Here is a 13,130-nt window from a genome sequence, read left to right on the forward strand (position 1 = left end):
TCGAGCGACGGCCGGACCTCCGGTCCGTTCAGGCTGCTGCTACTGCACCGCCGCCAGGGCGTTCACGATGCCGTGGCCGTAGAAGCCGTTCAGCGAGGTGGACCCGACGCAGGTCGCGTCGAACTCCGCCGGACGGCCCTCGTTGGCGTAGCTGACCGTCGCCGGCACCGGGCAGGCGTGGTCGGTGGCGCCGTCGAGCAGGCGGGACCGGACGACGTCCGGGGAGAGCCCGAACTCGCCGTGACTGGTCTTGCCGTGCGCCGCGACGATCAGGGCCGCGACGCCGGCGGCGTGCGGGCTGGCCATCGAGGTGCCCTGCAGGAACTGGTAGTAGCCGCAGGCGTCCGCTCCTGAGACCGGCTTGGCCGGGCAGGACTTCTGCACGCCGGCAGCCACACCGGCCGGGGTGACGTTCCCGTCGGCGTCGATGGCCCCGGCCTCCTGCCCGACGTGCTTCGGGTAGGTCGACAGGATCAGGTTGCCGTTGGTCCGGTAGGACGGCGTACCGAAGCCGTCACGGAAGTAGCCGCCCGGCGCGGAGACCTCGACCTCGCCCGAGCTCGGCGCGGTGGTGTAGTTCGAGTAGTCCGCCTTGGCGCCCGTCGGGCCGATCGCGTTCACGCCGATCACGTTCGGACCCTCGACCGGCAGGTCCACGCAGGTCCCGTTGTCGATCGGCCGGGGGTACTCGGTACCGCCCGGGTAGTCCGGGCTGGAGATGTCGGTGCGCGGGTGCGCCAGGTCCTCGTGGTTGTTGCCGGTCGCGCTCACCAAGGTCACGCCCTTGCGGTGGGCGAACTCCAGGGCCCGGTTCATCGCCACGATGATCGTCTGCTGCTCGGCCTGGGCCTCCGGGCTGTCGGCCGGGTTGGCCTGGCAGTTGTAGAGCCACGGGTCGACGTAGAAGCTCATGTTGACCACGTCGATCCCGGCGTTGCCGGAGTACGTGAGCGCGTCGATGGTCGGCTGCAGGAAGAAGTAGCCACTGTCCTGCCCGGCCCGGACCTCGACGAGATCGGCCTTCGGGATGATGCCGCTCACGCCGAAGCCGTTGAGCCCGGCCGCGATGGTGCCCGCGACGTGGGTGCCGTGGCCGTCGTCGTCCTCACCCACCGGGTCGACACAGCTGGCCACCTCGCAGGGACCGTCGATCTCGGGGATGTCGGTGACGAAGTTGCGGGAGAGCCCGAAGTCGAAGTTCGGCCGCAGGTCCGGGTTGTGCGCGTCCACGCCGGTGTCGATGATCCCGACCTTGACCTTCTTCGAGCCCTGGTCGATCGCGTGCGCCCGGTCGGCCCCGATCATCTGCATGCCCCAGAGCTGGCTGTCGAGCGGGTCCCCGGCGACGGGCTTCGGCTTCTTCGGGGCCGCCTTGCTGAGCGTCCCCGCACGCGCGGCGGCGAGCGCCTCGTTCTCGACCGCGTTCGGCTTCTGGTCCGGCTGGTAGCCGATGACCCGGTCGGTCGCCACGCCGACGACGCCGTCGAGCCCGCTCGCCCGGCCGCGGAAGCCCGCGTCCTTCGAGCTGACCGTGATCGTGCCGATGTCGCTGTTGACCGAGGTGACGGTCTCGCCGGCCGCCGTCAGGCGCCGGGCGAGCGTGTCGGCCGACGTCCCGGTGGACGCGACCACGACGTAGCTGGTGTCCCGTCCGTTCCCGGACGTCGTGGAGCTGGCATCGGCCACAGACACTGTGGTGCCGGCGAACGCTGCCGTGAGCAGCAGGACGGCCGAGGATGTGGCCGCCGCGAGGTGACTTCTACGCATCGAGATGTTCCCCTCCGATCGAGGACGGGCGGCCCGGTGCCGCCCGTCCGCGTTCGAACCTAGGGCGGTTCCGGGGCGTCGCGCCAGACCTCCGGACGAGCGAAAAGTACGCCGTTTGAGGGATGCACGAACAGGGTAAAGGGGACAGTTTCCGACGGCCCGTCAGCTCACGGAGCCAGCCGCTGGACCGTCCATCCGTCACCGGCGCGCGCGTAGACCAGTCGGTCGTGCATCCGGCTCCGGCGCCCCTGCCAGAACTCGACCCGCTCGGGCCGGACCCGGTAGCCGCCCCAGTGCGGCGGCGCCGGGATCCCGCCGTCGCCGAACCGCTCCTCGGTCGCGGCGAACGCGGCGTCGAGCTCGGCGCGCGAGCCGACGACCGCGGACTGCGCGGAGGCCCAGGCGCCGAGCTGCGACCCGCGCGGCCGGGTGGCGAAGTACTCCTCGGTCTCCGCGCGCGGCACCGGGGTCGCCGTACCCTCGACGCGCACCTGGCGCTGCAGCGGGTACCAGCCGAAGAGCAGCGCGCAGCGCGGGTCCGCGGCCAGGTCGGCGCCCTTGGCCGAGTCGTAGTTGGTGAAGAAGACGAATCCGTCCGGGCCGTAGCCCTTGAGCAGCACGGTCCGCGACGACGGCGAGCCGTCCGCCGTGGTGGTGGAGAGCACCATCGCGTTCGGCTCGTGCAGCCCGGCCGCGCTCACCTCCTCGAACCAGCGGCCGAACATGGTGACCGGGTCGGCGGCCAGGTCGGCCTCGTCCAGACCACCCAGCTCGTACTCGGCGCGCAGAGCGGCCAGGTCCCCGGGGAGCGCGTCCATGCGGTCAGGGTAGGACAGGTTCTAGGCCGACCCCTGGTCCGGCCGCGGGGTACGGCAGAATGCGCCTGGGGCCACGGACGCGCGCAACCCGCGAGACGGCCCCACGATCCGACGAAGGAGTCGCCAGATGACCGAGGTACACCACGGACTGGAAGGTGTCATCGCCTTCGAGTCCGAGATCGCCGAACCCGACAAGGAAGGCTCCGCGCTCCGCTACCGCGGCGTCGACATCGAGGAGCTCGTCGGACGGGTGCCGTTCGAGAAGGTCTGGGGCCTTCTCGTCGACGGCGCCTACGACCCGGGCCTGCCGCCGGCCGAGCAGTACCCGCTGCCGGTGCACTCCGGCGACATCCGCGTCGACGTGCAGAGCGCGATCGCCATGCTCGCCCCCGCCTGGGGCATCCAGCAGACCTACGACATCGACGACGTCCAGGTCCGCGAGGACCTCGGCCGCGTGGCCGTCATGGTGCTCTCGTACGTCGCCCAGGCCGCGCGCGGCATCGGCCAGCCGATGGTCCCGCAGCGCGAGGTCGACAAGGCCTCGACGATCGCCGAGCGGTTCATGATCCGTTGGCAGGGCGAGCCCGACCCGCAGCACGTCAAGGCGATCGACGCCTACTGGTCCTCGGCCGCCGAGCACGGCATGAACGCCTCCACGTTCACCGCCCGGGTGATCACCTCGACCGGTGCCGACGCCTGCGCCGCCCTGTCGGGTGCCGTCGGCGCGATGAGCGGCCCGCTGCACGGCGGCGCCCCGGCCCGCGTGCTGAGCATGATCGAGGACGTCGAGCGGATCGGCGACGCGGCGACGTACGTCAAGGGTCTCCTCGACGACGGCGAGCGGCTGATGGGCTTCGGCCACCGCGTCTACCGCGCCGAGGACCCGCGGGCGCGGGTGCTGCGCCGGACCGCGCGCGAGCTGAACGCGCCCCGCTACGAGGTCGCCGAGGCGCTGGAGAAGGCCGCGCTGGCCGAGCTCCGCGAGCGCCGTCCGGACCGCGTGCTCGAGACCAACGTCGAGTTCTGGGCGGCCATCGTCCTGGACTTCGCGCAGGTCCCGCCGCACATGTTCACCTCGATGTTCACCTGCGCGCGTACCGGCGGATGGTCGGCGCACATCCTCGAGCAGAAGCGCACCGGCCGGCTGATCCGGCCGTCCGCGATCTACACCGGCCCGTCGGCCCGCAAGGCCTCCGAGGTCGCCGGGTGGGACGAGTCCTGGGCCTACTGAGCCGGCCTGAACCCACCACCTGCACCCGGGAGCCCGGGGACGCTACGGCGTCCTCGGGCTCTCGTGCTCCTGGTGCCCGGCCCGGTCCTTGCGCAGCCGCCAGACGACGACCAGCGCGACCACGACCAGTCCGGCCCCCACGGCGAAGCCGCGCCCGACGACCTTCTCCACGTGCTGGTACGACGCCCCCGCGAGGTAGCCGAGCAGCACGAACGTCGTCCCCCAGACCAGGCCGCCGATCGCGTTCCAGAGCAGGAACCGGCGGTAGGGCATCTCCGAGGCGCCGGCGAGCGCCGGCATCATCGCCCGGAAGAACGCGGTGAACCGGCCGAGGAAGACCGCGACGCCGCCGCGCCGGCGCAGGAAGTCCTGCCCCCGGTCGACCCGGTCCCGGTGCGCCGCGAGCCGCCGGCTCCGCACCAGCGCGGGCGCGAACCAGCGCCGGCCGACCTCGTAGCCGACCGAGTCACCGACGATCGCCGCGACCACGACCACCACCACCGCGACGGCCACCGGCAGGTGCCCGAGCCCGGCAGCGACACCGGTCAGCACCGCCGCCGTCTCCCCGGGGATGACGAAGCCGAGGAAGAAGGCGTCCTCGGCGAAGACGAGCAGGCCACCGATCACGAGGACCCACACCGGGTCGAGCCCGAGGATCCTGTCGAGGAAGCCGCTCACCGCCCCAGTGTGACGGCTGCCCCTGACACCGGCCTGACAGCGGTGGCCGCGCCGACCCCCGGGCGTAGATTGCGGCCATGACCGACAGCCCCGCCGCTGCCTTCCTCGCCCTGCACCGGCCGGGCGCCGGTTTCGTCCTCCCCAACGCCTGGGACCCCGGGTCGGCCCGGATCCTGGAGCAGGTGGGCTTCCCCGCGATCGCCACCACCAGCGCCGGGATCGCGTTCAGCCAGGGCCTGCCGGACGCCGGGATGCCCGGGCCGGCGATGCTCGAGGCCGTCGCCCGGATCGTCGCCGCGGTGGACTGCCCGGTGACCGCCGACCTGGAGTCCGGGTACGGCGACGTCCCCGGCACCTTCGCCGCTGCCGTCGGGCTCGGCGTGGTCGGGGCCAACCTGGAGGACGCCGACCGCGACGGGCTCTTCGAGCTCGACGACGCGGTCGAGCGGGTCGAGGCGGCGCGCGCCGCCGCCCCGCGGGGCTCCTTCGTGCTCAACGCCCGGACCGACCCGTACATGGTCCGGCACCCCGACGCGTTCGCCGAGTCGGTACGCCGCGCCCACCGCTACCTGGAAGCCGGGGCGGACTGCATCTTCGTGCCCGGGGTCAGCGACGCCCAGGAGATCCGCCGGCTGGTCGCCGAGATCGGGGCGCCGGTCAACGTGGTCGCCGGCCTGACCGAGCCGGTGCTCGACGCCGCGACGCTGCGCGCCCTCGGCGTCGCCCGGATCAGCACCGGCGGCACCCTGACCCGCGCGGTGCTCACCCTCGTCGAGACGGCCGGGCGCGAGATGCTCCAGCACGGCACCTTCGGGTTCGCCGCCGGCGCCCTCCCGTACGGCGACCTGCAGCGGCGCTTCGGCAGCTGATCAGAGCCGGCGGGCCAGGCAGCGGTTGAGCGGCGAGTCCCGGTAGAAGCCGAACCCCGGGATCGCCTGGTAGCCCGAGGACGCGTAGAGCGCCAGCGCCTCCGGCTGGCCCGTCCCGGTCTCCAGGATCATCACCGTCGCCCCGGCGACGGCGGCCGTCTCCTCCAGGTGCGCCAGCACCGCGCGGGCCAGCCCCCGGCCCCGGCCGGCCGGAGCGACGTACATGCGTTTGACCTCGGCGGTCGCCCGGGACCCGAGCGCCTCGACGTCGGTGCGCAGCCGCCAGGCGCCGGTGGCGACGGCGATCCCGTCCAGGTAGCCGACGAAGAAGGCGCCGGCCGGCGGTTCGAAGTAGCCGGGCCGCAGCGGGGTGTCGTCGCGGCTGCCGTAGCGGGCGACGTACTCGAGCTGGACCTCCTCCACCAGGCGGGCGGCGTCCGGATCGGTGATCGAGCAGCGTTCGATCCGCCAGCCGGCGATGACGCTGTCCATGGCCGTCCAATCCGTTGTGCCTAGGGTGGTGGGTGCTGTCAGAATAGGTGTGGCTGACAGCGTCGTCAGACCTCACCTCCGACCCAAGGACATGTTGTGAACGACGCGATCCAGATCCCCGACAGCCTCAAGCCCGCCGACGGTCGCTTCGGTGCCGGCCCCTCGAAGATCCAGACCTCGCACCTCGACGCGCTCGCCGCGACCGGGACCTCGCTGATGGGCACCTCGCACCGCCAGGCCCCGGTGAAGAACACCGTCGGCCGCGTCCTCGACGGGCTGGGTTCGCTGTTCGGCCTGCCGGACGGCTACGAGGTCGTACTCGGGAACGGCGGCGCCACGGCGTTCTGGGACATCGCCGCCTTCGGCCTGATCGAGCAGAAGTCGCAGCACCTGACGTTCGGAGAGTTCTCGAGCAAGTTCGCGAGCTCGGTCAAGGCCGCGCCCTGGCTGGACGCACCGTCGGTCATCTCCTCGGACCCGGGCTCGCGTCCGGACGCGGTCGCCGAGGCCGGGGTCGACGTCTACGCCTGGGCGCACAACGAGACCTCGACGGCTGTGATGGCGCCGGTCGTCCGGCCCGCGGGTGCCGACGCCGGCTCGCTGGTCCTGATCGACGCGACCTCGGGCGCCGGCGGCCTGCCGGTCGACCTCACCGAGTCCGACGTCTACTACTTCGCGCCGCAGAAGTGCTTCGCCTCGGACGGCGGCCTCTGGTTCGGCATCTTCTCGCCGGCCGCGCTCGAGCGTGCCGAGCGCATCGCCGCCTCGGACCGCTACATCCCGCCGTTCTTCGACCTGAAGACCGCCATCGACAACAGCCGGCTCAACCAGACCTACAACACCCCGTCGGTCGGCACGCTCTTCCTGATGGCCGAGCAGCTCGACTGGATGAACGGAGAGGGCGGCCTCAAGGGCATGGTCGAGCGGACCACCGCGTCCTCCGACGCCCTCTACGGCTGGGCCGAGCGGACGTCGTACACGACGCCGTACGTGCCGGACGCCGCGAACCGTTCGCTGGTGATCGGCACCATCGACTTCGACGAGTCGATCGATGCCGACCTGGTCGCCAAGACCCTGCGCGGCAACGGCATCGTCGACACCGAGCCATACCGCAAGCTCGGCCGCAACCAGCTCCGGATCGCGATGTACCCGGCGATCGACCCCTCCGACATCGAGGCCCTCACCGCCTGCATCGACTACGTCGTCAACGCACTCTGAGACCCGTTGAATCGGGAGTTTCGGCTCGTCGAGTAGGCCCGACTCAACGAGCCAGAACTCCCCATTCAAAGATCTTGGCGTACGCCGTGTCGCCGAAGGCGACCATCCGGGCCTCCTCGACCTCGGTCGGGGTGGCCCGGAGCGTTTCGACCGCTGCTGCGACCGCGTCGTCGAGCGGCCAGCCGTAGACGCCGGCGGAGATGAGCGGGAAGGCAACCGAGCGGGCGCCGAGCTCGTCGGCGACCGCGAGGGCGCCGGCGTAGCAGGAGGTCAGCAGCCCGCGGTCGGTCTGCCCGGCGTTCCGGTTCGGGCCGACCACGTGGATCACCCAGCGCGCCGGCAGGTCCCCCGCCGTCGTCCAGCCCGCCGCACCCGTCGCGAGGCCGTCCGGGAAGCGGGCGACGCAGTCGGCGAGGATCGCTGGCCCGCCGGCGGCGTGGATCGCCCCGTCGACGCCGCCACCACCGCGCATCCGGTTGTTCGCGGCGTTGACCACCGCGTCGACCTGCTGGGTCGTGATGTCACCCCGGACGACGGTCAGCCTCATCGCCGCCTCCTTCCTCGTGCCCAGGCTCCCACGCCGAGCAGGAGCAGCAGAACGACCCCGATCGTCAGCAGCGGGCCCGGCGAGGAGCTCGTCGTCATCGCGGGCAGCCGCCCCTCGGTCGGGTCGATGCTCGGCGTCGCGGTCGGGCTCGGGGAGGGCGCCGCGGTCGACGGCGGGCCGGCCGCCATCGCGTCGGCCACCCCGTCCGGCAACCCGATCTGCAGCACCGCGCTGTGCGTCCCCTCGGAGCTCAACCGGATCCGGTCGCCCGGCCCGATCGACACGCCCTCGCCCTGCTGCTGGTCCGGCAGGTCGAACCCGGCGACCCGGACGAACCCGGGGAAGGTCCGGATCTCCGCCGTGCCGTAGCCGCGGACCAGCACGTGACGGCCGTCGCCGAAGAGCGCGGCGTCGGTGGCGAAGAGGCCGACCTTCCCGACGGGGGTGAGCGCGTTCACCCCGGCCGGGTCCAGGTGCTCCGGGGCGGCGTACACGGTGCCGCCGAAGATGGCCTTGGTGATCACGTAGAGCCGGCCGCCGGCGTACAGCAGCGACTCGGCGTCCTGGGGGCCGTCCGGGTAGGACAGCCGGTACGACGGCGCCTCGACGCGCCGGTCACCGCGGCCGACGGGAACCCGGTAGACGGTGACGGACTGCCGGGTGGCCCGGTTGTCGCCGATGTCGCCGGCCCAGACCTCGCCGTCCCCGGCCGGCGCGAGCGCTTCGACGTCGAGCACCGCCTGTGCGTACGCCGTCCGCCCGACCGTGCGCCCGGTGGCCGGGTCGATCACGTAGAGCAGGGCGTCGTCGCCGGAGTCGTTGGTGGTCACCATCAGGGCGCCGAGGTCGACCAGCCCGCTGGACTCGTCGATGCCCGGGTCCGCGAAGGAGAAGACCACCTGCGCGGCCAGCGCGAGCACCAGCGCGACGGCGTTCACCGGTCCAGCAGCTCCGCGAGCCGGGGCCGGACGTGCCAGGCCTCGGAGAGCCCGGTCACCTCGGCGCGGGCCCGGTCCCGGTCGGTGCCCGCGGCGACGGCGCGGATCAGCGTGTTGCGCGGGGTGTGCTCGCTGCCGACGAACTCGACCACGTCGACCCGGTAGCCGCGGGTGCGCAGCAGACCGGCGCGGAGCGCGTCGGTGAGGGTGTCGGCGAACCGCTCCCGGAGGATGCCGTCGCGCAGCAGCATCGGGTGCGGCGCCGGCGCCTCCGCGTCCCGCAGCTGGCGGGAGACGTCGTGGTGGCAGCACGGGGCGGCGAGGACGAGCGTGGCGTCCCAGTCGACCGCGCGGGCGAGCGCGTCGTCGGTGGCGGTGTCGCAGGCGTGCAGCGCGAGCACCACGTCGGGACGCACCTCGAGGACGACGTCGTCGATGCCGCCGACCACGAAGCCGACCTCGTCGGCGACGCCGAGCCGCCGGGCCACCTCGGTGTTGTGCCGCCGCGACTGCTCCTTGACGTCGACGCCGACCACCCGCGTCGGGATGCCACGCACCCGGGTCAGCCAGGCGTGCGCGGCGAAGGTCAGGTAGGCGTTGCCGCAGCCGAGGTCGACGACCTGGAGCGGGCGGTCCGCGGTCGGTCGCAGGCGGTCGCCGGCGTCGTCCAGCGCGGCGGCGAGCTCGCGGACGAACTCCTCGATCTGGCGGTACTTGGCACGCCGGGTCGGCTTCACCCGCCCGTGCGCGTCGCTGATCCCGAGCTCGCGGAGCACCGGGTCGTCCTCGGCGAGCAGCCGGGCCTTCGACCGGTCGTGCTCGCGGACGGGCGCCGGGCCCGACCGGGCCTGCACCCCGACCGCGGCGTCACCGCTCTTGGTGACCCGGACCTGGATCGTCTCGGTCGCGGTGTCGACGTGCCAGTTCCCGAAGGGCTCGGCCAGCAGCGCGTCCAGCGCCGCGGCCGGGTCGTCGTGGTTCGTCGTGTGCGCCTGGGTGTCGTCGTACCGGGTGACCTGGAGGCGGCGGCCGGCCTTGAGGTCGACGTACCGGAGCTCGACGCGCTTCCACGCCGGGCGGTCCTGGCCCTTGCGGCGGCCGCTGGCCAGCGCACGCACCAGCGTCTCGTCGTCGAGCACGCCGGCGCGCACCCGGGCGAGGGCGGTCTCGAGCGGTTCCACCATCAGCGCCTACTTGAGCAGCTTCGCGACCACGACGATGAGGATGAGCCCCACCAGGGCGCCGGTGATCACCAGTCGTCGGTAGCGGGGGTTCATGGGGACGAGTCTAGGGACGCGGCGGCCTCAGGCCGCCATCGCCTCGTCCTCGAGCGCGTCCGCCGGCTCGGTACGCCGGGTGCGCAGCAGGCTCCGGGCGTCGCCGTACAGGGCGACGGCGAGGAGGATCCCGGCGATCGACATCGCTCCGCCGCCGATGAGGGTCCAGCGGGCGCCGAAGGTCGCGCCGACCCAGCCCACCAGCGGCGCGCCGAGCGGCGTCCCGCCCATCACCAGCATCATGTAGAGCGCCATCACCCGGCCGCGCAGCCCCGGGTCGGTGCTCAGCTGCACGGTCGTGTTCGCCGCGTTGAGCATGGTGAGCAGGCTGAGCCCGAGCAGCGGGGTGACCAGCGCGAACGCCACGTAGCCCGGCATCAGACCGAGGGCGATCTCGATCGTCCCGAAGGCGATCCCGGCCAGCACCACCAGGCGCGGCCGCGGCCGGCCGACGCGACGGGCGCCGAGCAGCGCACCGGTGAGCGATCCGACGGCGAGGGTGGTGCCGAGCAGGCCGTACTCCCCCGGTCCCTTGCCGAACACCTGGGTGGCCATCAGCGCCGAGGTCATCTGGAAATTCATCCCGAAGGTGCCGGCGAAGAACCCGGCCATGAGCACCAGCTTGAGGTCCGGCCGGCGGCGCACGTACCGGATGCCGTCGCGGATCATCCCCTTGCCGCGCGGAGCCCGGGCGACGGGGGTGAGCTCGGTGGTCCGCATCAGCCGGAGGGCGCCGATCACCGCCAGGTAGCTGAGGCCGTTGACGGCGATCACGATGCCGGTGGCGGCGACCCCGGAGCCCATCGCCGCGATCAGGAACCCGGAGAGCGCCGGCCCGATCACCCGCGCCAGGTTGAAGGAGGCCGAGTTGAGACCGACCGCGTTGGCCAGGTCGTCGGCGCCGACCATCTCGCTGACGAACGACTGCCGGGCGGGCGCGTCGAAGGCGGCCCCCATCCCGAAGGCGAAGGCCAGGGTGAAGACCATCCACGGCTCGACGACGCCGGTGATCGCGAGTGCTCCCAGCAGCAGCGACACCAGGCCCATCCAGGCCTGGGTGAGCTGGAGGAGGCGACGCTTCGGCATCCGGTCGGCGACCAGGCCGGCGTACGGGGAGAAGAGCAGGATCGGCAGGAACTGCAGGCCGGTGGTGAGCCCGAGCGCGACGCTGGCCTCGGCCGCGCTGCCGTGGTGGAGCTGGAGGACGAGCCAGTCCTGCGCCACCCGCTGCATCCACGTCCCTGTGTTGGAGACGACCCCGCCCAGTGCGTACAGGCGGTAGTTGCGGATGCGGAGTGCGCGGAAGGTCGAGCTCAAGCGTTGGCCAGTCTTTCGATGAGGGGGACGGCGCGGCGCAGCAGGTCGCGCTCGTCGGGGGTCAGGGTCTTGAGCTCGCGGGCCAGCCAGGCGTCCCGGCGCCGGCGGTCGGCGAGCAGGGTCTCGCGGCCCTTCGCGGAGATGGCGATCAGCACCGAGCGGCCGTCGGTCTCGGAGGGACGTCGTACGACGTAGCCGCACTCGACCAGCGCGTTGACGGTCCGCGTCATCGACGGCGGCTGCACCCGCTCGTGCTCGGCGAGCCGGCCGACGGTCGTCTCGCCTTCGCGGATCAGGACGCCGAGGACGCTGATCGCCGGGACGCTGAGCTCGTTGCCGGGCTCGCGCTCGCTGCGCAGGCGACGCGCGAACCGCGCGACGCTCACCCGGAGCTGGCTGGCCAGTCCGGTGTCCGTGCGGGTCACCGCTTCGAGGGTCGGGCTCATGTCATGAGCATAACTCATTACCCCCGCTAACTATTCCGCTGAATCCGGACTCCTGCAGCCATCAGGCGGGACTCAACGGGTTCGCGCCACTCAGGTGAGCAGGCCGGTGATCGGGTCGATCGCGAAGTAGCAGACGAACAGCGCCGAGATCACCCACAGCAGCGGGTGGACCACCGAGGTCTTGCCCCGGACGATCTTGATGAACACGTAGGTCAGGAACCCCGCACCGATGCCGACGGTGATCGAGTACGTGAACGGCATCAGCACGATCGTGAGGAACGCCGGGATCGCGACCTCGAGGTCGTCCCAATCGATGCCCTTGACCTGCTGCATCATCAGGAAGCCGACCAGGACGAGGGCCGGGACGGCGGCCTCGCTCGGGATCACGTCGACGAGGCTCGAGAAGGGCAGCGCCAGCAGGAAGAGGACACCGGTGACGACCGAGGCCAGGCCGGTGCGGGCGCCCTCGCCGACACCGGAGGCCGACTCGATGTACGACGTGTTCGACGAGACACCGGCGACACCACCGGCGGCGGCCGCGACCGAGTCGACGACCAGGATCCGCTGCGAGTTCGGCGGGACGCCTTCCTCGTCGAGGAGACCGGCCTCGGCGCCGATCGCCGTCATCGTGCCCATGGTGTCGAAGAAGTCGGCGAGCAGCAGCGTGAAGACCAGCAGGATCGCGGCGACGAAGCCGACCTCCTGGAACGAGCCGAACAGGTTGAACTCGCCCAGGGTGCCGAAGTGCGGCGTGGAGAGGAGCTTCTCCGGCCAGTCCGGGGCGTTCAGGCTCCAGCCGGTCGGGTTCTTCGCGCCGCCCTGGCCGAAGCTGCCGATGGCCTCCACGACGATCGCGAGGAGCGTGGTCGCCACCATCGAGATCAGGATGGCGCCCTTCACCTTCCGGACCCAGAGCGCGATCAGCAGGAGCAGGCCGAAGATGAAGACGAGCACCGGCCAGCCCTGGAGCGTCCCGCCCGGACCCAGCTGGACCGGCACGGTGGTCAGCGCGGCGTCCGGGATCCGGCGCACGAACCCGGCGTCGACCAGGCCGATCAGCGTGATGAACAGACCGATACCGACCGAGATCGCGACCTTCAGCGGCGCCGGTACGGCGTGGAAGACGGCGATCCGGAAGCCGGTGAGGACGAGCACCAGGATGATCAGGCCCTCCAGGACCACCAGGCCCATGGCGTCGGCCCAGGTCATCTGGGAGGCGACGGTCAGCGCGACGAAGGCGTTCAGGCCCAGGCCGGTCGCCAGCGCGAGCGGGTAGTTCGCGAGGACGCCCATCAGGATCGTCAGCACGCCCGCGGCGAGCGCCGTACCGGCTGCGATCGCCGGCAGGTCCGGATGGTTGCCGCCCCCGAGGAACTGCCCGTCGGCGTCCTTCGCGAAGCCGAGGATCAGCGGGTTGAGCACGATGATGTAGGCCATCGTGATGAAGGTGACGATGCCGCCGCGGATCTCTTGACCGACGGTCGAGCCGCGCTCGGTGATCTTGAAGAATCTGTCCACGGGCCGCAATGGTG

At 72.1% G+C, this 13,130-nt stretch carries 13 protein-coding genes; 3 read left to right on the forward strand and 10 right to left on the reverse strand.

The genetic code is table 11. The annotated features are described in order from the left end of the window. Positions 1-39: 39 nt before the first annotated feature. Entirely contained in the window at positions 40-1,767 is a 1,728-nt protein-coding gene (locus AB4Y76_RS03365) for a S8 family serine peptidase (RefSeq protein ID WP_441922123.1), read from the reverse strand. 167 nt (positions 1,768-1,934) lie between these two features. Further along, a complete protein-coding gene (gene pdxH, locus AB4Y76_RS03370) occupies positions 1,935-2,585 on the reverse strand; it encodes a pyridoxamine 5'-phosphate oxidase (RefSeq protein WP_441922125.1) in 651 nt (216 codons plus the stop codon). Positions 2,586-2,712: 127 nt separating this feature from the next. Between pdxH and AB4Y76_RS03375 the strand changes: the two genes are divergently transcribed. Further along, positions 2,713-3,816 carry a citrate synthase 2 gene (locus AB4Y76_RS03375; RefSeq protein ID WP_441922127.1) on the forward strand — a complete coding sequence of 368 codons (1,104 nt, stop codon included), beginning with the start codon at positions 2,713-2,715 and terminating at the stop codon, positions 3,814-3,816. Positions 3,817-3,858: 42 nt separating this feature from the next. Here the strand turns inward: AB4Y76_RS03375 and AB4Y76_RS03380 are convergent, their stop codons facing one another. Then, positions 3,859-4,494 (reverse strand): DedA family protein, encoded by a 636-nt coding sequence (locus tag AB4Y76_RS03380; RefSeq protein WP_441922129.1) that lies wholly within the window; start codon positions 4,492-4,494, stop codon positions 3,859-3,861. 77 nt (positions 4,495-4,571) lie between these two features. Here AB4Y76_RS03380 and AB4Y76_RS03385 point away from each other — a divergent pair, with 77 nt between their 5' ends. Next, positions 4,572-5,363: an isocitrate lyase/PEP mutase family protein gene (locus AB4Y76_RS03385; RefSeq protein WP_441922131.1), complete on the forward strand. Its 792-nt coding sequence runs from the start codon at positions 4,572-4,574 to the stop codon at positions 5,361-5,363. Here the strand turns inward: AB4Y76_RS03385 and AB4Y76_RS03390 are convergent, their stop codons facing one another. Then, positions 5,364-5,855: a GNAT family N-acetyltransferase gene (locus tag AB4Y76_RS03390; protein ID WP_441922133.1), complete on the reverse strand. Its 492-nt coding sequence runs from the start codon at positions 5,853-5,855 to the stop codon at positions 5,364-5,366. A gap of 96 nt (positions 5,856-5,951) precedes the next feature. Between AB4Y76_RS03390 and serC the strand changes: the two genes are divergently transcribed. Beyond that, entirely contained in the window at positions 5,952-7,073 is a 1,122-nt protein-coding gene (gene serC / locus AB4Y76_RS03395; protein WP_441922135.1) for a phosphoserine transaminase, read from the forward strand. Between the two features lie 43 nt (positions 7,074-7,116). Here serC and AB4Y76_RS03400 read toward each other — a convergent pair whose 3' ends face one another. From AB4Y76_RS03400 to AB4Y76_RS03425, 6 genes are all read right to left on the reverse strand, one after another. Then, positions 7,117-7,620 (reverse strand): O-acetyl-ADP-ribose deacetylase, encoded by a 504-nt coding sequence (locus tag AB4Y76_RS03400; protein WP_441922137.1) that lies wholly within the window; start codon positions 7,618-7,620, stop codon positions 7,117-7,119. Continuing rightward, entirely contained in the window at positions 7,617-8,558 is a 942-nt protein-coding gene (locus tag AB4Y76_RS03405; protein WP_441922139.1) for a hypothetical protein, read from the reverse strand. The genes AB4Y76_RS03400 and AB4Y76_RS03405 overlap by 4 nt, the downstream gene beginning before the upstream one ends. Then, a complete protein-coding gene (locus tag AB4Y76_RS03410; RefSeq protein WP_441922141.1) occupies positions 8,555-9,742 on the reverse strand; it encodes a class I SAM-dependent methyltransferase in 1,188 nt (395 codons plus the stop codon). Before AB4Y76_RS03410 ends, AB4Y76_RS03405 begins: the two co-directional genes overlap by 4 nt. Before the next feature lie 120 nt (positions 9,743-9,862). Then, a complete protein-coding gene (locus tag AB4Y76_RS03415) occupies positions 9,863-11,152 on the reverse strand; it encodes an MFS transporter (RefSeq protein ID WP_441922143.1) in 1,290 nt (429 codons plus the stop codon). Then, positions 11,149-11,598 (reverse strand): MarR family winged helix-turn-helix transcriptional regulator, encoded by a 450-nt coding sequence (locus AB4Y76_RS03420; RefSeq protein ID WP_441922145.1) that lies wholly within the window; start codon positions 11,596-11,598, stop codon positions 11,149-11,151. The genes AB4Y76_RS03415 and AB4Y76_RS03420 overlap by 4 nt, the downstream gene beginning before the upstream one ends. 90 nt (positions 11,599-11,688) lie before the next feature. Beyond that, positions 11,689-13,116 (reverse strand): NCS2 family permease, encoded by a 1,428-nt coding sequence (locus AB4Y76_RS03425; RefSeq protein WP_441922147.1) that lies wholly within the window; start codon positions 13,114-13,116, stop codon positions 11,689-11,691. Positions 13,117-13,130: the final 14 nt, after the last annotated feature.

It is taken from the genome of Marmoricola sp. RAF53 (assembly GCF_052114005.1).
In the GTDB taxonomy this organism is placed as follows: domain Bacteria; phylum Actinomycetota; class Actinomycetes; order Propionibacteriales; family Nocardioidaceae; genus Marmoricola.

What these genes read in the sequence shown, in the direction of transcription:
- AB4Y76_RS03400 (WP_441922137.1), bottom strand. Translation starts at nt 7,620, where the DNA reads ATGAGGCTGACCGTCGTCCGGGGTGACATCACGACCCAGCAGGTCGAC.
- AB4Y76_RS03390 (WP_441922133.1), bottom strand. Translation starts at nt 5,855, where the DNA reads ATGGACAGCGTCATCGCCGGCTGGCGGATCGAACGCTGCTCGATCACC.
- AB4Y76_RS03410 (WP_441922141.1), bottom strand. Translation starts at nt 9,742, where the DNA reads ATGGTGGAACCGCTCGAGACCGCCCTCGCCCGGGTGCGCGCCGGCGTG.
- AB4Y76_RS03385 (WP_441922131.1), top strand. Translation starts at nt 4,572, where the DNA reads ATGACCGACAGCCCCGCCGCTGCCTTCCTCGCCCTGCACCGGCCGGGC.
- AB4Y76_RS03365 (WP_441922123.1), bottom strand. Translation starts at nt 1,767, where the DNA reads ATGCGTAGAAGTCACCTCGCGGCGGCCACATCCTCGGCCGTCCTGCTG.
- AB4Y76_RS03420 (WP_441922145.1), bottom strand. Translation starts at nt 11,598, where the DNA reads ATGAGCCCGACCCTCGAAGCGGTGACCCGCACGGACACCGGACTGGCC.
- AB4Y76_RS03375 (WP_441922127.1), top strand. Translation starts at nt 2,713, where the DNA reads ATGACCGAGGTACACCACGGACTGGAAGGTGTCATCGCCTTCGAGTCC.
- pdxH (WP_441922125.1), bottom strand. Translation starts at nt 2,585, where the DNA reads ATGGACGCGCTCCCCGGGGACCTGGCCGCTCTGCGCGCCGAGTACGAG.